Genomic DNA, 21465 nt, shown 5'->3' with positions numbered 1-21465 from the left:
GCACTACGCGACCGCGCACGACGCGACCGCGCACGACGCGACCGCGCACGACGCGACCGCGCACGACGCGACCGCGCACGACGCGGCGGTGCACGACGCGGCGGTGCAGGACGCGGCGGTGCCGCGGCTCCCCGTCGGCCGGCACCGGCACTGAACCCGCCATGACGCACACGGACGGCGGCGGCCCGCGACCACGCGGCACGTGGTGGCGGGAGGGAGCGGTCACGGCGACGGCCTTCGCGCTCTGTCTGCTCGGCGGTGTGCTGCGGGACGACGACGGCCCGCTGTCACCGCCGTCCGCCGCCGCCTACTTCATCGCCGTGGTGTCCAGCGCCGTGCTGCCGCTGCGGCGCCGGGCACCGCTGGTCGTCATGGTGGTCACGACCGCGAGCGCCATGCTCGTGCCGCCCTTCGGGCTCCTGCTGAGCCCGCTCATCGTGGCCCCCGCCGTGATCACCGCGTACTCGTACGCGCTCACCGTACGCAACGAACGGCGCGCGGCGAGCGGGGTGTTACTCATCTCCGCGGCCCTCCTGCTCGCCGCCACCCCCTTGTTCGGCGCCCTCTCCTGGAAGGACGCGAGCAGGGTGGGGGCCGTGGCGGCGTTCCCGCTGGTGGCAGGAGTCCTCGGCCGCTCGGTGCGGAACCGGCGGGCCTATCTGGCGGCCGTGGAGGAGCGGGCCCTGCGGGCGGAGGAGAGCCGGGACAGCGAGGCGCGCAGGAGAGTGGCCGAGGAACGGGTGCGCATCGCCCGCGAACTGCACGACCTCGTGGCCCACCAGATCACCCTGGCCAACGCGCAGGCCACGGTCGCCGCCCACCTCTTCGACACCCGCCCGGAGCAGACCCGCAAGAGCCTGAGGGAGCTCGTCGAGACCACCGGCGACGCGCTCGACGACCTGCGGGCCACGGTCGGTCTGCTGCGCCAGTCCGGGGACGCGGCCGCGCCCGCCGAACCGGCGCCCGGCCTCTCCCGGCTTCCCACGCTCCTCGAATCCTTCCGCCGCGCGGGCCTTGAGGTGTCGGTGCGCCAGGAGGGCACGCCCAGGCCGCTGCCGCCCGGAGTGGACCTCACCGCCTACCGCATCGTCCAGGAGGCCCTGACCAACGTGACCAAACACGCAGGCACCGGTAGCGCCCGGGTGCGCCTCGACTGGAACCGCGATCGCGTGACCATCACCGTCGCCGACGACGGAGGAGGCAGCGGTACGGCAGCGAGCGCGCCCATGGCGGTGGACCGTCCGCCCGGTTACGGGCTGATCGGGATGCGCGAACGCGCCACCGCGGTCGGGGGCCACCTCGCCGCGGGCAGGCGCCCGGAGGGCGGCTTCCTCGTCTCCACCCAACTGCCCCTGCCACCCGCCAAACGCGACGGACGGACGGCCGACGCAGAAGGCGGACGGACGGACGACGGACAGGGAGGCGCGACGTGAAAACGCTCCGCGTGCTGCTCGCCGACGACCAGGCCCTGCTGCGCGGTGCCTTCCGGCTGCTCCTCGACTCCGCCGACGACATCACCGTGGTCGGCGAGGCCGCCGACGGCAGGGAAGCGGTGCGACTCACCCGGGAGCTGCGCCCGGACGTGGTCATCATGGACATCCGCATGCCCGACGTGGACGGTCTCACCGCGACATCGGAGATCTGCGCGGACCCCGAACTGCGCGGCAGCCGCATCCTGATCCTCACCACGTACGAGACCGACGAACACGTCGCCCAGGCGCTGCGCGCGGGGGCCGGCGGCTTCATCGGCAAGGGCATCGGGGCCGAGGAACTGCTGGACGCCGTGCGGACGATCGCCGCGGGCGACACCCTTCTGTCGCCCGCCGCGACCCGCTCCCTGGTCGCCCGCTTCCTGGCCACGCCGGACACCGCCGCCCCGCCGCGCCACTCCGACCGGCTCGCCGCGCTCACCCCGCGCGAACGCGAGATGGTGGCCCTCGTCGCGACCGGCCTGTCCAACCAGGAGATCGCCGAGCGGATGTTCCTCAGCCCCTTCACCGTCCGCGCCCACGTGCAGCGCGCCATGACGAAGCTGGAGGCCCGTGACCGGGCGCAACTCGTGGTCATCGCCTACCGCACGGGCCTGGCCCACGCGGGCCCCGACGACGGCGCCGCCTCCCACTAGCGCGGCGCCGACGCCCTTCCCTTCCTGGACGCGTCTCAGGTCACGGCAGCGGGGCGAACGCGGGCAGTGCCAGGGCCGAGTGAGCCGGTCGTACGGTCGCGGAGGGCATGGTGGCGCGGGCGCGCAGCATGGTGTTGCGCTGCTCCAGGGCCGGTGCCGTGGTGGGGAAGAGGGTGGCCCCACCGTTGTCGACCAGGGCCTGGTTCATGGCTACGAACTCGCGCGCGTCGCGTTCGTAGGCGGCGAAGGCGGCGGTGTGGTCCCGGTGCGTGGCCAGGGAGTTGGCGAGCACGTACGCACCGACGAGAGCGAGGCTCGTGCCTTGTCCGGTGAGGAACGAGGGGGCGTACGCGGCGTCGCCGACGAGCGCGACGCGCCCCTTCGACCAGTGCGGCATGCGGATCTGACCGGTCGTGTCGAAGAACAGGTCGTCCGCTTCGCGCAGGGCGCCGATCAAGCCGGGGACCTCCCATCCCGCGCCCGCGAACGCCGCTGCCATCAGCTCGCGTTGGGCGTCGGAGTTCCGGAGGGCGGCCAGCGGCGGTTCCGGTCGGTGGCAGGTCAGGAAGGCGTGCAGCTCGTCGTCGTCCCCGACGGCGTAGAGGGCCGCGGCCCTCCCCGGGGTGTTCCACATCACGAGCTCGTGGGAGAGCCCGAAGGTGTTCGGCACGGTGAAGAGGGCGAAGAAGTAGCCGAGGTAGCGGTGGAACTGCTCCTCGGGGCCGAACAGGGACTCCCGGGTGCGCGAATGCATGCCGTCGGCGCCGACCACCACGTCGAACGTGCGCTGTCGCCCGCTGTGGAACGTGACGTCGACCCCCTGTGCGGACTGGTCGAGCGTGTCGATGGAGTCGCCGAAAAGGAACTCCACGTCGTCGCGGACCATCGCGTGCAGGAGCCCGGCCAGATCCCCGCGACGCACCTCGACGTCCTGCCCCTCGACGCTGCCGACCACGGTGCTCGGCTTGAGCGAGGCCACCGTGCCGCCCTCGGCGTCGAGGAAGGTGCAGCGACGCGCGTCGATGTGCGCGTCCCGCAGCCGCGGCAGGATCCCCATCCGCCGGACCACCTCCGTCGCGGTGCCGCGGATGTCGATCGGGTACCCGCCGTCGCGCAGCGCGCCCGCCTTCTCCACCACGGTGACCGTGAATCCGGCCCGGTGCAGCCAGTACGCGAGGGCGGGCCCGGCGATGCTGGCCCCGGAGATCAGTACGGTGCGTTGCGCGGCGGTACGCACGTCCGTGGAATGGCCGGTGGATGTCATGCGTGGGTTCCCTTCTTCGTGAAGCGGATGACGAGCAGGGCCGACGCGGCGACGAGCCCGGCGACGACGAAGCCCGTGACGAAGGCCGATTCGGCCGGCAGACCCGTCGCCGGGTCGACGTCGGCGTCGAGGAGCGCGCCGCCGACCTGGACGCCCACGGCGATGCCGATCACCCGTGTCACCATGAGCAGGCCGGTGGCGATGCCGGTGTCCTCGGTCTCGACGGCGGTGGCGGCGCGGGTGAGCAGGGCCGTGTTGCCGACGCCCGCGGCGATCGCGGTCAGCACCTTCGCGAGGACGAGCTGCCACGCCGCGGTGTGCAGCGCCGCCAGGGCGATCGCCGTGGCCATCGTGACGAGGGCGCCCACGACGAGCACGGCCCGCAGGCCGAAGCGCCGCGCCGCGATCCCGCCGACCGAGTCGCTCACCGCCCCGGCTACGGCGCCGGGCAGCAGGAGCAGTCCGATGTCGGTGGTGCCGAACCCGAAGCCGTACCCGTCGGCCGGCAGCGCGAACAGCTGCGGGAGCAGGAAGGTCACCATCCCGAAGCCGGCGGTGACGACCAGGGTGAGCACGCACGCGTGCCACATCGCGGGCCGTGCCAGCATGCGCAGATCGACCATCGGCGCGGCCGCCCGGCGTTCGACGACGACCCATCCGGTCGCGAGGGCGGCCACGGCCGCCGCGACGGCACCGGCCGCGAGCGGCGACAGTCCTGCGCCCGTCACCCGCACGAGCCCGAGCATGAACACGAGCAGCGTGCCGCTCAGAAGCACCACCCCGGGCCAGTCGATCCCGCTCTCCGGCCGGACCGGCGGATCGTGCGGCAGCAGCCGGGCCACGACCACCGTCGTCACGATGATCGCGAACGTCGGCAGTACGAACATCCAGTGCCAGGACAGCCCTTCCGCGAGCGGCCCGGCGATCAGCGTCCCCACCATGCCGCCGCCCGTGAACAGCGCCATGACGAGGCCGATCGCAAGGCGTGACTCCGCCGCCGTGAGGTGCTTGCGCACCAGGATGAAGGAGAGGGGCAGCGCACCCACCATGACGCCCTGGAGCACCTGGCCGAGCAGCAGCACCGGCAGGTTCGGCGCCAGACCGGCCAGCAGACCACCGGCCGAGACCACGGCCATCAGCCGGACGAGGACGCGCTTCCCGCCGGAGCGGTCGCCGAGTTTGCCCGCGACGGGCGCGACGACCGCTCCGGTGATGAGCAGCGTATTGCCGATCAACGCCCCTTCGGCGGGACTGACCCCCAACTCGCGCTGCAACTGCGGGAGCGCGGGCTCAAGGACCGACTGCAAGGTGCCCAGGGCGAGCGCCAGGACGCCGAGGGCACCGATCGACCACCTGCCTGCACGGACCGGGGCAGCCGCGGCTTCGGACACGGACGGGCTCTTCACCTGCTGATCACTCCAGACGCCGCTGGGCAAGGGAGACGCGTGGGTTGCACGCGCCTCCAAGACTTGCCTTCGGCGTCCGGCCCGGCATCGTCCTCCGCCGCCGTCTTCGCCTGGTGCGCGGGGACCAGGCGCTCCCGCGCCTTGGTGCCCGCGCACTACGGGGCCGTCAGTCGGACAGCCGCTCCTCGATGAGGGCCTTGAAGTCCTCGTAGGAAGCGGGCGTCGGGACCAGCTCGCCGTCGACGACGAACGTCGGGGTGCCGCGCGCGCCGAGCCCGAGGCCGTCGCGCTGGTCGGCCTGGACGCGTCCTGCCGTGCCGGGGTCGGCGAGCGCCGCGTCGAACTTGCCGAGGTTCAGGCCGATGTCCTTGGCGTAGCCGCGGAAGACGTCCTCCTTCCAGTCCTGCGACTCGCCCCACTCCTTCTGGGTGGTGAAGATCTTGGTGTACATCTCCTCGAACTTGCCCTGCCGGGCGGCGGCCTCGGCGGTGCGGGCGGCGAGCTCGCCGTTGCGGTGGCCGGGCATGGGGAAGTAGCGGGCGACGAAGGTGACCCGGTCGCCGTACTCCTCGCGGAGCTTCTCCACGACCGGATACATCGCGCCGCACCCCTCGCACTCGAAGTCGAGGAACTCGACGACGGTCAGCTCGCTCTTCTTCGGGTCGCTGAGGCGATGGCTGTCCGCGCGCACGGCCTGCGCCTTCGCTGCGGGGCGCACGTCCATGCCACCGCTGCTGTCGTCGGGGGAGACGAGCAGGGCGGTGCCGAGGACGGCGGCGAGGACCGCGGCGATCACGGCGGTGACGATCAGGTTTCGCTTGAGCTTGTTCATGGTTCCTTGGTGCGGGGTGCCGGGAGTGAGTCAGTCACGAAGGCGGGGCGGGGGCCGTCCTCACACCGCCTTGCCTCCGGTGCAGGCGGCGCCCGGCTCCGGGGTCTGCGCGCCCTGCACGTACTTGGTGAAGAACTTGCCCACTCGCGGATCGGAGGCCGACGTCACGCTCAGCTGCTTGCCCCAGGCGGACAGGGTGATGGGCGCGGACTGGTCGGCGTACGGGCTCATCAGCGAGTACGGGGTCTTCTGCACCCGCGCCTTGAGGGCGCGCACCTCGGCGTCGGCGGCCTTGTCGCTGTACGTGACCCAGACCGCGCCGTGCTCCAGCGAGTGCACCGCGTTGGTCTCGTCGATCTCCTTGTCGTACGGGACGCCGTCGCAGTTCATCCAGACGGGGTTGTGGTCGCCGCCCGCCGCCGGGGACGTCTTGTAGTCGACGGGTGTGCTGACGTGGTTGCGGCCCAGGTCCTTGAAGGACCTCTCGCCCTCGATCGGGGCGGCGGCCGCGCGTTCCTGCTGCTCGTCCCGTGTCGCGGAGCGGTCCACCAGGTACCAACTGCCCGCTACCGCGGCGATCACGACCACACCGCTGCACGTCCAGGTGACGATGCGGTTGCGGCGCTGGCGCGCCGCCTCGGCGCGGCGCAGCTCCTCGATCTTCGCGCGGCGGTCGGCGCGCTTCTGCTTGGCTCCGGCAGAACCCATGGCATGTCCTTGTCCCCGCCGCACGAAGGCGTGCGGCGGTGCGTTGCGACTGGTCGGCGGCCTGCGCGCCGACGATCGCGGCGGCAGGGGGAAGCGGCGGGCACGGCCGTACGACGACGGGCGCCGGGCCGTGCGGAGGGCCGCTCCTAGGTCCGCTGGACCTGCAACTGGTGGATGCCGGGGGTGGGGGCGGGATCGGCCGGTGCCCCGCGCGCGGCCGCGGACCGCGCCACCCAGGGGGCGGCGGTCACGTCCGTCGACAGCGGGAGCGGCACCGGCGCGGGGTGGGTGGTGGCGACCGCGGCCCCGGTCACCGGGCGGCAGTGCGCGTCGCCGGGCCCGTGCTCCCTGTCGGGGCAGATGTGGTCGCGGCTAGGTAGAACGTTCGTACTAGTCGCGGAAGAGGTCGCGCTGCTCGCCAGGGAATCGGCAGAGGCGACCGGCAGAGGCGCCGCCGCGTTCGAGGCGTGGCCGCACACCGGCAGCATCCACACCAGCACGGCGAACAGAGCGGCGCAGCGCACCACGAGCAACGGAGCGGCGCGCCTGGCCGCGCTCCCGGTGCCCCGCTGTCGATTGCCCATCGCGGAGATCGTAGCCAAGGCGCTCGCGGGGCGGGAGGTGACGCAGGTCACGGCGGACCGGTGTCACGGTCGCGGCTCGGGCCGTGTCCTATGGGCGCCCGCAACGAGAGGAGCATCGCCGTGAAGGCCATGATTGTCTGTGTGTCCGTGTCGCACGGCAACACGAAGAAGGTCGCCGACGTCATGGGGCAGGCCCTGGACGCCCCCGTCGTCGCCCCTGAAGACGTCGATGTCGCGGAGCTCTCCACGTGCGACCTCGTCGGCTTCGGCTCGGGGGTCTACTCGATGGCCCTCCACCCGCGACTCCTTGAGCTCGCCGCGTCCCTGCCGAAGGGGGAGCACCGAAGGGCGTTCGTGTTCGCCACCAGCGGGTTCCCCGAAGCGCCGTTCCGGCCCTTCACCCGCCCCCTCGTGCGGCTCCTGGAGCGGCGGAACTTCGAGGTGGTCGACACCTTCTCCTGCCGGGGGTGGGACACCATGGCTCTCTTCAAGCCCGTCGGCGGCGTCAGGAAGGGGCGGCCCCACGCCGCCGACCTGGAAGCGGCGCGCGCGTTCGCCGCGGGGCTGCCGACCCGGATCGGCGCGATGCCGGTGCGGGGCCCGGCCGGCGGGTGACCTCGCCCCTGTCGCGGGGTTTGCCGTTCCTTTACAGTGACTGTAGAAGCAAGCGCCGCGTCGGCGCTCGCCGACACCGATCCACGCACACGTCACGAGAAGGAGCCACGGACCCGCGATGGGTGAGCCTCCCAGTACCAGCCGTGCCATTCCCCGCCCGCAGCCAGAGGTTGAGGGAACGGGGGTGGCACGGTGACCGAGGTCCTGCTGCTGCTCCTGGCCCTGCTCCTCACGCTCGCCTGCGCCGTGTTCGTGGCCGCCGAGTTCTCCCTGACCACCGTCGAGCGCGGTGATCTGGAACAGGCCGTCACGGCGGGGGAGCGCGGCGCGCAGAGCGCCCTGAAGGCGGTGCGGAGCCTGACCTTCCAGCTCTCCGGCGCGCAACTCGGCATCACCGTCACCTCCCTGGTGATCGGCATGCTCGCCGAGCCGTCCCTCGCGGCGCTGCTGCGCGGGCCGCTGGAGAGCGCGGGCCTCGGCGGGGCCGCCCCGTCCGTGGCCACGGTCCTCGGGGTCGTGCTGTCCACCGTGGTCCTGATGGTCGTCGGCGAGCTGGTGCCGAAGAACTGGGCGATCTCGCGCCCGCTGGCCGTCGCCAAGGTGGTGGCCGACCCGCAGCGCGGCTTCACCGCGGCGTTCGGGCCCTTCATCCGGCATCTGAACAACACCGCGAACCGGGTCGTACGCCGCTTCGGCCTGGAGCCCGCCGAGGAGCTGGCCTCCGCCCGCACCCCGGACGAACTGGTCGCCCTGGCCCGGCACTCGGCCGCGGAGGGCGCCATCGAGCAGGACTCCGCCGAACTGTTCGTCCGCACCCTGCACCTGAGCGAGCTGACCGCGGAGAACGTGATGACCCCGCGCGTGGACGTCCGCGCCCTCGAAGTCCACGCCACCGCGCAGGACGCGGCGAACCTCACCCACGCCACCGGCCTGTCCCGCTTCCCCGTCTACCGCGACAGCCTCGACGAGGTCGTCGGCAGCGTCCACATCCGCGACGTCCTCGCCCTCGACCCGGACAAGCGGCGGCTCACGCCGGTCACCGACCTGGCGACCGAGCCGCTCCTGGTGCCGGACAGCCTGCCCGCCGACCGCCTCCTGGAGCGCCTGCGGGCCACCCGGACCATGGCCGTCGTCATCGACGAGTACGGCGGCACCGCCGGGGTCGCCACGGTCGAGGACATCGTCGAGGAGGTCGTGGGCGAGGTCCGCGACGAGCACGACCCCGTGGAGGCCCCCGACCTGGTGCCCGCGGCGCCGGACCGGGACGGCCGGGCGGTGTGGGAGGCCGACGGCGGCGTCCGCATCGACCAGCTCGACGCCATCGGTCTGAGCGCGCCCGACGGCCCGTACGAGACCCTGGCGGGACTGATCGCGACCCGTCTTGCCCGCATCCCCGCGCAGGCGGACGGCGTCGACATCGACGGGTGGCGGCTGACCGTCCTGGCGGTCGAGCACCACCGTGCCGACCGCGTCCGGATCCTCGCGCCCGCCGCGCTGCCGGTCATGGAGGACGCCCGATGACCACCGTCCAGCTCCTCGTCGGCGCCCTGACCCTGGTGACCAACGCCTTCTTCGTCGGCGCGGAGTTCGCCCTGATCTCCGTGCGCCGCAGCCAGATCGAACCCCGGGCCGTCGCGGGCAACCGCCGGGCCCGCGTCACGCTGTGGGGCATCGAGCACATCTCCGCGATGATGGCCACCGCCCAACTCGGCATCACCGTCTCCTCGCTGGTGCTCGGCGCCGTCGCGGAACCGGCCATCGCCCACCTCTTGGAGCCCGCCTTCGAGGCGGCCCGGATCCCCGGCGCGCTCATCCACCCCATCGCGTTCGTCATCGCCCTGGCGGTGGCGACGTACCTGCACATGCTGATCGGCGAGATGGTCCCCAAGAACCTCGCCCTCGCCGCCCCCGTGCCGACCGCACTGATCCTCGGCCCGCCCCTGGTCGCCCTCACGCGCGCCCTGCGGCCCCTGGTCTTCGGCATCAACGCGTTCGCCAACGGCCTGCTGCGACTGCTGAAGGTGGAGCCGAAGGACGAGGTCGAGGCCGTCTTCACCGACGACCAGCTCGCCCGCATGGTCGTGGACTCCAGCCAGGCGGGCCTGCTGTCGGCCGCGGACGGCGAACGGCTGCGGGACGCCCTGGAGCTGGGCACGCGCCCGGTCGGCGAGATCCTCGTCCCCGTCGCGCGGATGCGCACCGTCGACGAGGACGTCACCCCGGCCCGCCTCCAGCAGGTGGCCGCGGGGGCCGGCTTCTCCCGCTTCCCGGTCACCGGCGCGGGCGGGGCCCTGCTCGGCTATCTGCACATCAAGGACACCCTCGGCGTCGCCGACCGCGAACAGCCCTTCGCCCGCGCCGTGCTGCACCCGCTCACCCGGGTCAGCATCGACACCCCGCTCGACGACACCCTCACCGCGCTGCGTGCCACGGACAGTCACCTGGCCGCCGTCACCGGCGACAGGGGCACTGTCATCGGGTTCGTCACGATGGAGGACGTCCTGTCCGAACTCGTCGGCCCCGACCCCGCCGTCCCGGCCGACGTGTGAGCGGTGGGTCACACGCGCGAGGGTTGAACGGGCCACGAGGGGAGTGGGAGGGTGCTGGGGATGTCCAGCGCCTTCCCCACCCCCACAGTTGAAGTAAGACGCGAGTGCAGGCTCCAGGGTTCCCTCGGGAGGGCCCGTGACTGACACGCTGCGTCTGCCCCGCGTCCCGGCCCGTGCGCCGGACCGGCACACGCCGGACCTGGACACCCTCGAGCCGCAACCGGTCAGGCCGCAACCGGTCAGACCGGCGCCGCCCAAGCGGGACTCCTTCTTCGACAACGCCAAGTACCTGGCGATCGTGCTGGTGGCGATGGGGCACGCCTGGGAGCCGCTGCGCGACGACAGCCGCGCCGCGGCGGCGCTCTACATCACGGTCTACGCCTTCCACATGCCCGCGTTCATCGTCATCTCCGGCTACTTCTCGCGGAGCTTCGACGCGAGCCCGGGGCGCCTGAAGCGCCTGGTGACGGGCATCGCCGTGCCGTACGTCCTCTTCGAGGCGGCGTACACGCTGTTCAAGCGCGGGGCGGACGACGACCCGACGTACCCCGTGAGCCTGCTCGACCCCTGGTACCTGACGTGGTTCCTGGCCGCGTTGTTCATCTGGCGCCTGACCACGCCGGTGTGGAAGATCGTGCGCTGGCCCGTGCCGCTCGCGCTCGCCATCGCGGTCCTCGCCTCCGCCTCCCCCGAGATCGGCGACGACCTGGACCTCCAACGGGTCCTGCAGTTCCTGCCGTTCTTCGTCCTCGGCGTGTGCCTGAAGCCGGAGCACTTCCGCATCGTGCGCCGCCGCGAGGCCCGCATCCTGGCCGTCCCCGTCTTCGCCGGGGCGCTGCTGTTCGCCTACTGGGCGGCGCCGCGCATGAACGCGGCCTGGTTCTACCGCCGCGACAGCGCCCAGGAACTGGCCGCGCCCGCCTTGGCCGGGGGCATCATGACGCTGGCGATGTTCGGCTGCTCGCTGCTCCTGGTGGCCTGCTTCTTCGCCTGGGTGCCGGGCCGCAGGCTGTGGTTCACCGCCCTCGGCGCGGGCACCCTGTACGGCTACCTCCTGCACGGCTTCCTCGCCAAGGGCTCCCGGTTCTGGGACTGGTACGACCACGACTGGATCCACCGGCCGCTCGGCGCCGTCGCCGTCACCCTGATCGCCGCCACCGTCGTCACCTTGCTGTGCACCCCGCCCGTGCAGCGCCTGTTCCGCTTCGCGATGGAACCGAAGATGGCGTGGGCCTTCAAGGAGACCCGACGCGGCAAGGGCCGGCACGCGAGCCCCGGCAGAAGGGCGCGGAGCGCGCCCTGAGCACCCCATCGTCGTACAGGAGAGACCTGCACATGAGCACGTCACCATCGTCATCAACGGCACCCGGAGCGGGGCGGACTGACGGAGCGTCCGTCCGGATCGGCGTGCTCGTGCCGCTCACCCGGCCCGGCTGGGCGGAGGCGGGCCGGCACCTGCTCGCCGGACTGGAGTTGGCCGTCCGCGAGGTCAACGACGCCGACGGGATAGGCGGACGGCCACTGGAGCTGGTGGTACGGGACACCGCGGCCGATCCCCAGCGGGCCGCGGCGGCCGTGGACGAGCTGGCCGGCCTGGGCGTGGCCGCCCTGGCGGGGGAGTACCACAGCGTCGTCGCCCGTGCCGCCGCCGCCAGGGCCGACGCCCTGGGCCTGCCGTTCCTCTGCTCGTCAGCGGTCCTCGACGCGCTCACCGACGAGCCGACGGACCAGGTCGCGCGCCTCGCCCCCGCGCAGTCCCACGGCTGGCGGATCTACGCGGACTTCCTCCTCGCGGCGGGCCACCGCCGCGTCGCCGTGGCCACCCAGCCGAGCGTCTACTGGGCATCGGGGATCCGCATCCTGCGCGACCACCTCGCCCCGCGCGGCGGCACCGTCACCGAGCTCGACATGAGCGCGCTCGCCCCGGAGGCGGTGTGCGACGCACTCGTCGACCAACGCGCCACGGCCCTCCTGCTGCTGGTCGGCCACCCGGAACCGGCGGTGCCGGTCGTCAGGTCCGTACGCCGTGACGAGCGCCTCGGCGAGATCCTGATCGGTGCTCCGGCGGGGCAGCCGGAGCTGCCCGAGTGGGCGACGCTCCTGGGCGCCGACGGCGCCGGGATCCCGTTCCTGCGCTATCTGCCCGAGCACTTCGGCCCGCTCGGCGCGCGCGTCGCGAAGGTCCTGCGCGAGCAGCTGGACCAAGAGCCTTCCTTCGTCGCCTTCGAGGGCTACGACACGGTCACCGTCCTGGCCGACGTCTTGCGTACGCACGGCACGGACCGGGCGGGCACCGCCGCGGCCTGGCCGCGCGTCGCGGTCGACGGCACCCGCGGTCCGATCCGGTTCTCCCGTACGCCGGGGATCAGCGTGTGGCAGTGGGCCTGGCCGCCGGTCCAGGTCGCGGACCGGGACCCGGCGGCGGTCGACCGCTTCCGGATCCGCCACGTCGGCTGAGGGCGGCGACCGGGCGGGTCACCGCGGTTCGTGGTGGGCGAGGACGCGGCCGAGCAGCCGCGTCAGGGTCTGCCGGTCCTCCTTCGACAGCGGGGCGAGCAGTTCGTTCTGCACCTGGTCGAGCACCCGGTCCATGGCGCGCAGCTGCCGGGTTCCGTCCGGGGTGAGGGTCACCTTGTTGCGGCGCCCGTGGTCCGGGTCCGGGGCGCGGACGACGAAGCCCTGCTCGGTGAGCGCGTTGACGGCCGTCACGACGTCGCTGCGGTCGACGCGGCACCGGCGGCCGAGCTCCGCCTGGCTCATGGGGCCGAACTCGTGGAGTGCGGCCAGGATCCGGTAGTGGTAGCCGCGCGCGCCCGCGGCGGCGAAGCCGTCGGACACCAGCCGACGGGTGTGCACGGCCAGCTGTGTGATCAGCCAGCTCGACATCGCCGAACTCTTCGCCCGCCTGGCCGGGCTGCTGGACGAACAGCGCTACGACGAGGTCCACACCGTCTACGCCGAGGACGTCGTGGCCCACTCGCCCCGCGGCGAGACGCGCGGCCTGGCGGAAGTCATCGCCCTGCTGAAGCGGAGCCACGTCGAGGGGGAGCGCACTCAGCACGTCCACAGCGACGTCCTGGTGCCCCTGGACGGCGACCGCGCGAAGGCCTCGGCGAACGGCATCACGTACTTCTACCGCGCGGGCGAACCGCCGTACCGGACGAGCGGTCTGCACGTCGACTGGACGCTGCTGCGGACCCCGGCGGGCTGGCGCGTCAGCACGTCGCGGATCGCCCTCGCGTGGATGCGGGAGGAGTGAGGAGCGGGCCGGGGCGACGGGCCACGGCCGGTCAGCTCACGGTGAGTTCGACGGTGACGCTGCCCTCCGTGGAGGCGAGGGTGTAGGTGCCGTTGCCGGTGAACGGCACGGAGCCGCGGGCGAGACGGCCGTCGCCCTCGTCGACGTCGGCGTGGACGGCGGCGATGTCGTCGGCACTGAACGGGAGGTCGACGGCGTTGGCGAACAGGGTCCGGGCCGGGGCCTCGTTCCTGACCTTGCGCTGGGTCCACAGCCGGAACTGCGCGCCGTCCTTGGTCCGGAGCCAGACCTTCCCTTCCGGTTCCGGATCGGCGCGCTCGCCCGGGTGGGCGAACGCGAGGGTGTACCAGGCCCGCGCGACCCTCTCGGTGGCCGCCGGGGCGTCGGCGCCGGCGAAGTCGGTGTCGCTCAGCCGGCCCCACCCGTCCGCGATGGGCCGGGGCTTGGTGACGACCTCGTCGTTCCTCATGTCGTACGTCAGGTACTCGTCGCCCTTGAAGAAGTACGTGTAGCTCTCCGAAGGGGCGCCCGGCGTCCTGGGGAAGACCTCGCGCCGGGTCGTCGCGTCGATGCCGCTGTCGAACCCGGCCTCCTCCAGGCCGGGCCAGGCCGCGGCGATGCGCTTCGGTCCTTCGGCTATCTCGTCGGTCCTGGCGTCGTACCTGACGTACTGGTCGCCCTTGAAGAAGTAGATGAAGTAGTCGTAAGGGAGCTCGCCCTCCGGCTTCCCGGTGAACCACAAGGCGGCGTCGAGCCCGTCGCCGAAGCCCACCTTGTCGAGCTCCGGCCAGACTTCGGCGATGGATACGGGACCCGCGATCAGCTGGTCGCCGCCCACGTCGTACTGGGCGCACTGGTCACCCTTGAACAGATAGACCTCTCCGCTGCCCATCAGCCACTCGACCGCGGCGTCCAGGTTGTCGGCGAAGACCGTGCCCGCCAGATCGGACATGCCGTCCGTGATGGCCCGCACGCCTTGCGGGGCGGTGTCCTTGGTCATGTTGTACGCGATGAACTGCCCACCGCGGAAGAAATGGGCGTATTCGTCGTGCAAGGTCAGAGCAGCCTGGATCACAGGTTCTCCTGAAGGGGATATCGGATGATGATCCTCCGCTAGCTCCCCCCGGCACTCGCGACCAAACGGCTGAAGGAGACGAATGGCCGAATACCCCACCAGGGCGGCGACCCGTGAACACCGGGCCGGGACCGGCCGGTGGCCGACCGCCGCACACCGCTCCGCGCCGCCCGCGCCGGGCCCGGGAGGTGAATCCCCTCTCTCCTCCGGCCGCTCCGTGCCGCGGACGGACGGCATCACCCGTCGCGCGGCCCATGGCCGGATTCGTGGCGGGCGGGCGACGTACTCTGAGCCCCGACCGGCACTACCTGGGAGAGACATGACAAGTAGGTTCACCGAGTTGGTCGTTGACTGCCACGATCCGGAACGGCTCGCGGCCTTCTGGTGCGAGGTCCTGGACTTCAAGGTGATCGACCGGGGCGAGGGCAGGGTCGAGATCGGGTCCTGGGTGCCGACCGCCGAGGACGTGCGGGCCCGCCAGATGCCGCCCACCCTCCAGTTCATCCGGGTGCCCGAGGGCAAGACCGTCAAGAACCGGCTGCACCTCGACGTCAGCCCGATCGACCGCAGCACCGAGGACGAGGTGGCCAGACTGCTCGGCCTCGGCGCCATCAGGGCGGACGTGGGCCAGGGCACGGACCGGAACTGGGTGGTGATGGCCGATCCCGAGGGCAACGAGTTCGACGTCCTGCGCACCCTGGCGCCGGGAAGCTAGGCCGCCGGACGGGCCGCGCGGCGTGCCGTGGCACCGCGGCCGGACGCCATGCCGTGCGGCCCCGACTCATCGCTCTCCCTGGGGCGTTGGGGGACCATGAGGGGGGCAGCCGGTGTGACGGTCGCGTGGGAGGCCGGTCAGAGGGGCGGGCGGACCGTCACCGGGTGTAGGTGCGGATGCGGTAGCGCAGCCCGGACGTGGAGGACTGCCAGCCCTTGTCCTCGGCGACCTGCCACGTCGGATCCGGCGTCGGGGCGTAGGTGTCGCCCTCCACCGTCGTGTCGACTTCCGTCACCGACAGCGTCGTGGCGTGTTCCAGGGCCGCCCGGTAGATCTCGCCGCCGCCGATGACCCAGGCCGCGGCGGGGGTGTGCGACTCCAACGGCTCGGCCGCGCGCTCCAGGGCCTCGGCGATGGACCCGGCGCGTTCGGCGCCTTCGGCCGTCCAGTGCGGGTCGCGCGTCACCACGACGTTGCGCCTGCCGGGCAGCGGGCGGAATCGCGGAGGCAGCGAATCCCACGTCTTGCGGCCCATCACCACGGGGTGACCGAGCGTGGTGGCCTTGAAGTGCGCCATGTCCTCGGGCAGCCGCCACGGAATCCCGTTGTCCGCGCCGATCACGCCGTCGAGGGTCTGCGCCCAGATCAGCCCGACCCTCATACCGCGACCGGAGCCTTGATGGCCGGGTGGTGCTGGTAGTCGAGCACCTTCACATCGGCGAAGGCGTACTCGAACAGCGAATCGGCCCGGCGCAGGTCGAGGCTCGGGAATTCGAGCGGGGTGCGCGAGAGCTGCTCGGTCACCTGCTCCACGTGGTTGTCGTAGATGTGGCAGTCGCCGCCGGTCCAGATGAAGTCACCCGGTTCGAGGCCGACCTGCTGCGCCACCATGTGCGTGAGCAGGGCGTAGCTGGCGATGTTGAACGGGACACCGAGGAACAGGTCCGCGCTGCGCTGGTACAGCTGACAGGAGAGCTTGCCGTCGGCGACGTAGAACTGGAAGAAGGCGTGGCACGGGGCGAGGGCCATCTTGTCGAGCTCGGCGACGTTCCACGCGGAGACGATCATCCGGCGGGAGTCGGGGTCCCGGCGCAGCGTGTCCAGGACCTCGCTGATCTGGTCGATGTGCCGGCCGTCCGGGGCGGGCCAGGAACGCCACTGCGCGCCGTACACCGGGCCGAGGTCGCCGTTCTCGTCGGCCCACTCGTCCCAGATGGTGACGCCGTGCTCCTGCAGCCAGTGGACGTTCGCGTCGCCGCGCAGGAACCACAGGAGCTCGTACACGATGGACCGGAGGTGCACCTTCTTGGTGGTGACCAGCGGGAACCCCTGAGAGAGGTCGTAGCGCAGTTGGTGTCCGAAGACACTTCGGGTACCGGTGCCCGTCCGGTCGGCCTTCGCCGTCCCGGAGGTGAGCACTAGCCGCAACAGGTCTTCGTACTGGGTGTCCGCCACAACCGAGAAGTCTACTGGCCTGCGGGGCGAGCTCGACGACCATGCTCCGGGATGCTCGACGACCATGCTCCGGGATCTACGGGATCCATCCGGGATCTAGGTGATGACCACCGACGCGGACGCGGCGACCGTGCGGTGACGGTGGGGCCATGGACACTGTCGTGGGGCGCGCGGAGATCGTCTTGTGGGTTCGGCATGCGGACGGCCGGTGGTCGGGCAGGGCGGTCTGGGTGGTGGGGGTGGACGGGAAGGCGTACGTCCGGTCCGCGTTCGGGCGGCGCAGCGCGTGGTACCGGCGGGTGCTGCGGGGCGCGGAGACGGAGGTGGGGGCGGAGGCCGGCGGGGCCCGGGTGTCCGTCGCGCTGGAGGCGGTGGACGATCCCGAGCTCGTCCGGCGTGTCTCCGGTGCCTACCGGGCCAAGTACGGACTGAGCTGGCCCGGCCCCGTGGAGTCGATGAACGGGCCCGGGGCCGCGGCCACCACCATGCGGTTAGGCCTGTCCACCGGACAGGCCCTGGCGGATCCCGGGCAGGTCCCGGAGCTGTCTGCGTGAGGTGAGGCCGAGCTTGCGGAAGATGTTGCGCAGATGGGCGTCGACCGTGCGCGGGCTGAGGAACAGCTTCGCGGCCACCTCCTTGGAGGTGGCGCCGTCGGCGACCAGGCGCGCGATGTGCACCTCCTGCATCGTCAGCTGGTCCGTCGCCTGCGCCGTACGGCTGCGGGCCTGCTCGCCCGTGGCGCGCAGCTCACCGGCGGCGCGCTCGGCGAACGCCTCCATGCCGAGGTCGGACAGCGTCCCGTGGGCGAGGCGCAGCGCGGACCGGGCGTCGCGCCGTCGGCCCTGGCGGCGCAGCCACTCGCCGTACAGCAGCTGGGCCCGGGCGCGGTAGACCACCAGGGAGCTGTCGTCGAGCAGGTCGATCGCCTCTTGGTACGCGGACTCGTCGCCGGTGACCAGGGCGCGCGCGTAGGCCTCGACGCCCAGGCCCCAGGCCTGCCGGCCCGCCTGCGTGCGCTGCCGGAGGGCGGCGTGGGCCGCGGCGGCGGTCTCCGGCTCGCCGCACCGCACGGCCGCCTCGACCAGCTCGGGCAGGGCGAGGCCCGCCGTGCCGATCGCGCCGTACTCGAACGCCTGCCGTGCCGCCTTCAGCGCGGCCGGGTAGTCCGCCAGGCCGTTGCTGAGCACGGCCGTCGCCCACTGCACGCTGAGGCTCATCCGGTGATCCACCGAGGCGAACAGCGCGACGGCCTCCTCGCGCCGCCCGCGCAGCGCGGCCAGGTGCAGGCGCGGGTAGACCAGCGGCGCGGCGCCGGTCGCGTCGGCGATCGCCTCCTCCTCGGAGATCAGCTCCGCCGCGGCACCGAAGGCGCCCCGGTGCACGGCCGCGGTGGCCCGCATGGCCAGGGCGATGGGCAGCGCGTGGAAGGAGCCCGACTCGCGGCCCGCCGTGACGGCACGGGCGGCGATGCCGTGCAGCGACTCGAAGTGCCACAGCTCGGTGGCCAGCATGAAGCCCAGCGACGGCCGCCTGGCCCACACCTCGTGACCGGGGTCGCCGACCACCGGCCGGAGGATGTCGCCCGCCGTGAGGTGGCCGTCGCTGACCAGGCTGATGAGGCCGGTCAGGACCGCGGGCGTGCCGGAGGGGGGTGAGCCGGGTGCCACTTTCCCGAGTGCTGCCGTCTCGGGTGCGGCTGTCTCGGGGGCCGTCGTCCCGGGTGCGGCCGTCCCGGAATCCGTCGTCCCGGGTGCTGCCGTCCCGGATTCCGCCGCTCCGGACACCGGGTCGCCCCGCGTCTCCGTCTCCCTGACCGCCTCCACCACCTCCTCGAAGCCGCCGAGCAGCAGGCCCATCTCGACCGCGTCCAGAGAGCACTCGCGCGACCAGGCGGGATCGGTGGCCGCGAGGCGGGCGGCGGCCCGCAGCAGGTGCGCCGTCGGGCCTTCGTCACCCCGGCGGCGGGCGAACGAAAGCCTGCCGCGGAGCAGGTCGGCCCGCGCGGCCCGGCCCGGATCGTCGGTCCGCACGGTGGCGAGCAGGTCGGCCGCCGCGTCGAAGTCGCCCACCGAGAGCTTGGCCCGGACCGCGGCGAGGGTCCGCTCCGCGCGCCGGACCGGGCTGATCGTGAGCGCGGCCGACCGTTCGAGGAAGGCGGCCGCCGCCGCGACGCCGCCCCGCTCCTGGGCGCGGGTGGCGGAGGCCTCGAGCTCGGCGGCGACCTGCTCGTCGGGGCCCGCGCCGGCCTGGGCGCGATGCCAGGCCCGTCGGTCGGGGTCGGTGACCGGGTCGGTCGCGGCTGCCAGCGCCCCGTGCGCCCTGCGCCGCTCCTCGGGCGCCGCCGCCCGGTACGCGGCCGAGCGCGCGAGGGGGTGGCTGAACCGGATCCGGGCACCGAACTCGACCAGGGGCACGGACTCCGCGGCCGCCGCCGCGTCGATGCCCAGGTGCTCGGCCGCACGCCAGAGCAGCTCGGGGTCACCGATCGGGTCGGCGGCGGCGACGGTCACCAGGAGCCGGGCCGCCGACGGAAGGAGCGCGAGCCGGGCCCGGAAGCTCTGCTCGATCACGCCGGGTATCGAGTCGGGCTCGGCGAATCCGCCCGCCATCCCGGCGAGCCCCGCGGTCCTTGGCAGCTCCACGAGCGCCAGGGGGTTGCCCCGCGCCTCGGCCAGGATGCGGGCGCGCACGTGCTCGTCCAACGGCGCGCGGACCGCCGCGGCCAGCAGCGCGCGGGCATCCGCCGCGCCGAGTCCCCGCAGCGCGTGGCCGGGCAGCCCGCCGAACTCGGGCAGCGGGCTCGGCTCGCGCACCGCGAACACCAGGGCGATCGACTCGGCCGAGACCCGGCGGGCCAGGAAGGCGAGCGCCTTGGCCGACGCCCGGTCCAGCCACTGTGCGTCGTCGACGACGCACAGCAGCGGGCGCTCCCGGACCGTCTCCACGAGGAGGCCGAGCGACGCGACGCCGACCAGGAACGGATCGGGCGTGCCCGTGTCGAGCCCGAAGGCGACCTCCAGCGCCTTGCGGTGCGGCGCGGGCAGCGCCTCAAGGTGGCCGGTGACGGGGCCGAGCAACTGGTGCAGCGCGGCGAACGGCAGCTCCATCTCGAACTCCGCGCCGGAAGCCCGCAGGACGAGGAACCCGGTCGCGGACTCCGCCGACTGCCGCAGCAGCGCGCTCTTTCCGATGCCCGGCTCACCGCGCAGGACGAGGGCGCCGCCCCGGCTCTCCCGGGCCGCTCGGAGCAGGGCGTCGAGCCGCCGCAGGTCGTCCTGACGGCCGATCAGCACATCCTCGTATGTCTCGGGCATGTCCGAAAACCTATGCGGTCGGGCGCCCCAGGGGAATCCGGGAAGACCCCCAACCGCCTGCGGGAAAAACCTCATCCGCCCTCCGGGGGACCGCCATCGACCCTCTGTGGAGACCGTCAGCCACCCACGGGGAAGACCCCAAGTCACCTATGGGGAGACCCCCAGTCGCCCATAGGGAGACCCCAAGTCACCTATAGGGCCTCCTCGCAGAGAGCCGTATAGGCAATGACTACCGACGCGAGCGCCGGACGCCCGCTGCGAGGGTCGAGCCATGACCCGCACCGCACCGCAACGGACCACCACCGGCTGGATGCCGCTGGCGGTTCTGGCCACGGCCCAGTTCCTGGTCGTCCTGAGCACGTCGATCGTGAACGTCGCGCTGCCGCAGATCCGAGCCGGTCTCGACCTGTCGGACACGGGCCAGGCGTGGACGGTCAACGCCTACGTCCTGCTCTTCGGGGCGCTGCTGCTCCCCGGCGGGCGCGCGGGTGACGTCCACGGCCTGCGCCGCGTCTTCCTGTGCGGCACGGGCCTGTTCGCGCTCTCCTCCCTGGGCGCGGCCCTCGCGCCCACGACGGCGGTGCTGATCGCTTCCAGGGCGGTGCAGGGCATGGGTGCCGCTCTCCTCGCGCCGACGGCCCTCGCCCTCGTCCTGACGCTCTACCCCGGCAGGGAGCGGCGCGGCACCGCGCTCGGCGTGTGGGGCGCGGTCTCCGGGGCCGGCGGGGCGGCGGGCGTGCTGCTGAGCGGGCTGCTCACCAGCCTGTACGGCTGGCGCGCGGTGTTCGTCGTGATGGTGCCCCTCGCCCTGGCCGTCCTGGTGGCCACCCGGCTGCTGGTCGCCGCCGACCGGCCGCGCGGCGGCAGCCTGGACGTGCCGGGCGCGGTGACGGTCACGGCGGGCCTCGTCGCGCTCACCTACGGCCTGTCGGGCCCGTGGCCGCTCGCGGTGGCCGGTGCGGTGCTGCTCGGCCTGTTCACGGTGCGCCAGCGCCGCGCCGCGGAGCCGCTGCTGCCGCCGCGCATGAGTGTGGTGGCGGTGCCCAACGTACTGATGGCCCTGTTGGGCGCGGTCTGGCTCGGCCTGTTCTACTTCCTGCCCCTCTACCAGCAACGCACCCTGGACTACTCGCCGTTGGCGGCCGGGCTCACCCAGCTTCCCCTCGCCCTCATGGTCACCCTCTCGTCCTGGGCGACCGGCAAGGTGTCCGGCCGCGCCGTGCTCCCCACCGGCCTGCTGGTCCTCGCGGCCGGTCTGGCCTGGCTGTCCCGGACCCCGGCCGACGGCACCTTCCCCGGGGACCTGCTCGGCCCGACGCTCCTCATCGGCTGCGGTCTCGGCGTGGCCTTCGTCCGGCTCACCGCGCTGGCCTCCACGGGCGTCGCCGCCGCCGACAACGGCCTGGCCGGCGGCCTCGTCAACGCCACCCGGCAGCTCGGCGGAGCCATCGGCCTGTCCTTCCTGACCCTGCTGCCCTCCTTCGGCACGGCCTTCCTGGCCTGCGCCGCCCTGACGCTGCTCCTCTGCGCGCTCTCGACCCTCCCGACGCGAAAGGCATGACCC

21 protein-coding genes are annotated in these 21465 nt (G+C 73.0%); 11 read left to right on the top strand and 10 right to left on the bottom strand.

Annotated elements, in window-relative coordinates:
* The first annotated feature begins 161 nt into the window (after positions 1-161).
* Complete coding sequence (locus IG74_RS0104125) at positions 162-1433, top strand: sensor histidine kinase (RefSeq protein WP_030669702.1); 1272 nt, start codon at positions 162-164, stop codon at positions 1431-1433.
* Positions 1430-2125: a response regulator transcription factor gene (locus IG74_RS0104120; RefSeq protein WP_030669700.1), complete on the top strand. Its 696-nt coding sequence runs from the start codon at positions 1430-1432 to the stop codon at positions 2123-2125. Before IG74_RS0104125 ends, IG74_RS0104120 begins: the two co-directional genes overlap by 4 nt.
* A gap of 40 nt (positions 2126-2165) precedes the next feature.
* Here IG74_RS0104120 and IG74_RS0104115 read toward each other — a convergent pair whose 3' ends face one another.
* The 5 genes from IG74_RS0104115 to IG74_RS0104095 all read right to left on the bottom strand — a co-directional run bounded on the left by IG74_RS0104115 (position 2166) and on the right by IG74_RS0104095 (position 6919).
* Positions 2166-3389, bottom strand: a complete 1224-nt coding sequence (locus IG74_RS0104115) for an FAD-dependent monooxygenase (protein WP_030669699.1) — start codon at positions 3387-3389, stop codon at positions 2166-2168.
* The gene (locus IG74_RS0104110) at positions 3386-4780 is read right to left on the bottom strand and encodes an MFS transporter (protein WP_030669697.1); all 1395 of its coding nucleotides are present in this window, start codon (positions 4778-4780) and stop codon (positions 3386-3388) included. Before IG74_RS0104110 ends, IG74_RS0104115 begins: the two co-directional genes overlap by 4 nt.
* A 181-nt stretch (positions 4781-4961) precedes the next feature.
* Positions 4962-5627 carry a DsbA family protein gene (locus IG74_RS0104105; protein WP_030669695.1) on the bottom strand — a complete coding sequence of 222 codons (666 nt, stop codon included), beginning with the start codon at positions 5625-5627 and terminating at the stop codon, positions 4962-4964.
* A 60-nt stretch (positions 5628-5687) separates the two neighbouring features.
* Positions 5688-6335 (bottom strand): DUF3105 domain-containing protein, encoded by a 648-nt coding sequence (locus tag IG74_RS0104100; RefSeq protein WP_030669693.1) that lies wholly within the window; start codon positions 6333-6335, stop codon positions 5688-5690.
* A 146-nt stretch (positions 6336-6481) separates the two neighbouring features.
* Complete coding sequence (locus IG74_RS0104095; RefSeq protein WP_158857422.1) at positions 6482-6919, bottom strand: hypothetical protein; 438 nt, start codon at positions 6917-6919, stop codon at positions 6482-6484.
* Positions 6920-7048: 129 nt separating this feature from the next.
* Between IG74_RS0104095 and IG74_RS0104090 the strand changes: the two genes are divergently transcribed.
* The 5 genes from IG74_RS0104090 to IG74_RS0104070 all read left to right on the top strand — a co-directional run bounded on the left by IG74_RS0104090 (position 7049) and on the right by IG74_RS0104070 (position 12540).
* Positions 7049-7534, top strand: a complete 486-nt coding sequence (locus IG74_RS0104090) for a flavodoxin family protein (protein ID WP_234334221.1) — start codon at positions 7049-7051, stop codon at positions 7532-7534.
* 192 nt (positions 7535-7726) lie between these two features.
* Entirely contained in the window at positions 7727-9055 is a 1329-nt protein-coding gene (locus IG74_RS0104085; RefSeq protein ID WP_030669687.1) for a hemolysin family protein, read from the top strand.
* The gene (locus IG74_RS0104080) at positions 9052-10083 is read left to right on the top strand and encodes a hemolysin family protein (protein WP_030669685.1); all 1032 of its coding nucleotides are present in this window, start codon (positions 9052-9054) and stop codon (positions 10081-10083) included. The genes IG74_RS0104085 and IG74_RS0104080 overlap by 4 nt, the downstream gene beginning before the upstream one ends.
* A 199-nt stretch (positions 10084-10282) precedes the next feature.
* The gene (locus IG74_RS0104075) at positions 10283-11386 is read left to right on the top strand and encodes an acyltransferase family protein (protein WP_051854573.1); all 1104 of its coding nucleotides are present in this window, start codon (positions 10283-10285) and stop codon (positions 11384-11386) included.
* A 32-nt stretch (positions 11387-11418) separates the two neighbouring features.
* Entirely contained in the window at positions 11419-12540 is a 1122-nt protein-coding gene (locus tag IG74_RS0104070; RefSeq protein WP_030669679.1) for an ABC transporter substrate-binding protein, read from the top strand.
* Between the two features lie 18 nt (positions 12541-12558).
* Here the strand turns inward: IG74_RS0104070 and IG74_RS0104065 are convergent, their stop codons facing one another.
* Positions 12559-12969: a MarR family winged helix-turn-helix transcriptional regulator gene (locus IG74_RS0104065; protein ID WP_030669677.1), complete on the bottom strand. Its 411-nt coding sequence runs from the start codon at positions 12967-12969 to the stop codon at positions 12559-12561.
* Here IG74_RS0104065 and IG74_RS0104060 point away from each other — a divergent pair.
* Positions 12950-13342, top strand: a complete 393-nt coding sequence (locus IG74_RS0104060; protein WP_234334199.1) for a nuclear transport factor 2 family protein — start codon at positions 12950-12952, stop codon at positions 13340-13342. The genes IG74_RS0104065 and IG74_RS0104060 overlap by 20 nt on opposite strands.
* A gap of 31 nt (positions 13343-13373) precedes the next feature.
* Here the strand turns inward: IG74_RS0104060 and IG74_RS0104055 are convergent, their stop codons facing one another.
* Entirely contained in the window at positions 13374-14417 is a 1044-nt protein-coding gene (locus IG74_RS0104055; protein WP_030669674.1) for a hemopexin repeat-containing protein, read from the bottom strand.
* Between the two features lie 319 nt (positions 14418-14736).
* Between IG74_RS0104055 and IG74_RS0104050 the strand changes: the two genes are divergently transcribed.
* Positions 14737-15132: a VOC family protein gene (locus IG74_RS0104050; protein ID WP_030669671.1), complete on the top strand. Its 396-nt coding sequence runs from the start codon at positions 14737-14739 to the stop codon at positions 15130-15132.
* Positions 15133-15289: 157 nt separating this feature from the next.
* Here IG74_RS0104050 and IG74_RS0104045 read toward each other — a convergent pair whose 3' ends face one another.
* Together IG74_RS0104045 and IG74_RS0104040 are read right to left on the bottom strand one after the other, a co-directional pair.
* Positions 15290-15793 carry a dihydrofolate reductase gene (locus IG74_RS0104045; RefSeq protein WP_030669668.1) on the bottom strand — a complete coding sequence of 168 codons (504 nt, stop codon included), beginning with the start codon at positions 15791-15793 and terminating at the stop codon, positions 15290-15292.
* A complete protein-coding gene (locus tag IG74_RS0104040) occupies positions 15790-16587 on the bottom strand; it encodes a thymidylate synthase (RefSeq protein WP_030669665.1) in 798 nt (265 codons plus the stop codon). Before IG74_RS0104040 ends, IG74_RS0104045 begins: the two co-directional genes overlap by 4 nt.
* 149 nt (positions 16588-16736) lie before the next feature.
* Here IG74_RS0104040 and IG74_RS0104035 point away from each other — a divergent pair, with 149 nt between their 5' ends.
* Complete coding sequence (locus IG74_RS0104035) at positions 16737-17141, top strand: DUF2255 family protein (protein WP_051854514.1); 405 nt, start codon at positions 16737-16739, stop codon at positions 17139-17141.
* Here the strand turns inward: IG74_RS0104035 and IG74_RS0104030 are convergent.
* Positions 17079-19901 (bottom strand): helix-turn-helix transcriptional regulator, encoded by a 2823-nt coding sequence (locus IG74_RS0104030; RefSeq protein WP_030669657.1) that lies wholly within the window; start codon positions 19899-19901, stop codon positions 17079-17081. The two genes, IG74_RS0104035 and IG74_RS0104030, sit on opposite strands and share 63 nt — an antisense overlap.
* Positions 19902-20172: 271 nt before the next feature.
* Here IG74_RS0104030 and IG74_RS0104025 point away from each other — a divergent pair, with 271 nt between their 5' ends.
* A complete protein-coding gene (locus tag IG74_RS0104025; RefSeq protein WP_037824365.1) occupies positions 20173-21462 on the top strand; it encodes an MFS transporter in 1290 nt (429 codons plus the stop codon).
* Positions 21463-21465: the final 3 nt, after the last annotated feature.

It is taken from the genome of Streptomyces sp. NRRL B-1347 (assembly GCF_000720325.1).
Lineage (GTDB): Bacteria > Actinomycetota > Actinomycetes > Streptomycetales > Streptomycetaceae > Streptomyces.
Note: the sequence above shows the minus strand (reverse complement) of the source record. Positions and strands in the feature narration are given on the sequence as shown.

Bases quoted from the DNA above. Each gene is read 5' to 3' on its own strand.
- IG74_RS0104115 (WP_030669699.1), bottom strand. From the start codon at position 3,389: ATGACATCCACCGGCCATTCCACGGACGTGCGTACCGCCGCGCAACGC.
- IG74_RS0104095 (WP_158857422.1), bottom strand. From the start codon at position 6,919: ATGGGCAATCGACAGCGGGGCACCGGGAGCGCGGCCAGGCGCGCCGCT.
- IG74_RS0104070 (WP_030669679.1), top strand. From the start codon at position 11,419: ATGAGCACGTCACCATCGTCATCAACGGCACCCGGAGCGGGGCGGACT.
- IG74_RS0104090 (WP_234334221.1), top strand. From the start codon at position 7,049: ATGATTGTCTGTGTGTCCGTGTCGCACGGCAACACGAAGAAGGTCGCC.
- IG74_RS0104125 (WP_030669702.1), top strand. From the start codon at position 162: ATGACGCACACGGACGGCGGCGGCCCGCGACCACGCGGCACGTGGTGG.
- IG74_RS0104105 (WP_030669695.1), bottom strand. From the start codon at position 5,627: ATGAACAAGCTCAAGCGAAACCTGATCGTCACCGCCGTGATCGCCGCG.
- IG74_RS0104080 (WP_030669685.1), top strand. From the start codon at position 9,052: ATGACCACCGTCCAGCTCCTCGTCGGCGCCCTGACCCTGGTGACCAAC.
- IG74_RS0104045 (WP_030669668.1), bottom strand. From the start codon at position 15,793: ATGAGGGTCGGGCTGATCTGGGCGCAGACCCTCGACGGCGTGATCGGC.
- IG74_RS0104100 (WP_030669693.1), bottom strand. From the start codon at position 6,335: ATGGGTTCTGCCGGAGCCAAGCAGAAGCGCGCCGACCGCCGCGCGAAG.
- IG74_RS0104050 (WP_030669671.1), top strand. From the start codon at position 14,737: ATGACAAGTAGGTTCACCGAGTTGGTCGTTGACTGCCACGATCCGGAA.
- IG74_RS0104030 (WP_030669657.1), bottom strand. From the start codon at position 19,901: ATGCCCGAGACATACGAGGATGTGCTGATCGGCCGTCAGGACGACCTG.
- IG74_RS0104065 (WP_030669677.1), bottom strand. From the start codon at position 12,969: ATGTCGAGCTGGCTGATCACACAGCTGGCCGTGCACACCCGTCGGCTG.
- IG74_RS0104025 (WP_037824365.1), top strand. From the start codon at position 20,173: ATGACCCGCACCGCACCGCAACGGACCACCACCGGCTGGATGCCGCTG.
- IG74_RS0104035 (WP_051854514.1), top strand. From the start codon at position 16,737: ATGGACACTGTCGTGGGGCGCGCGGAGATCGTCTTGTGGGTTCGGCAT.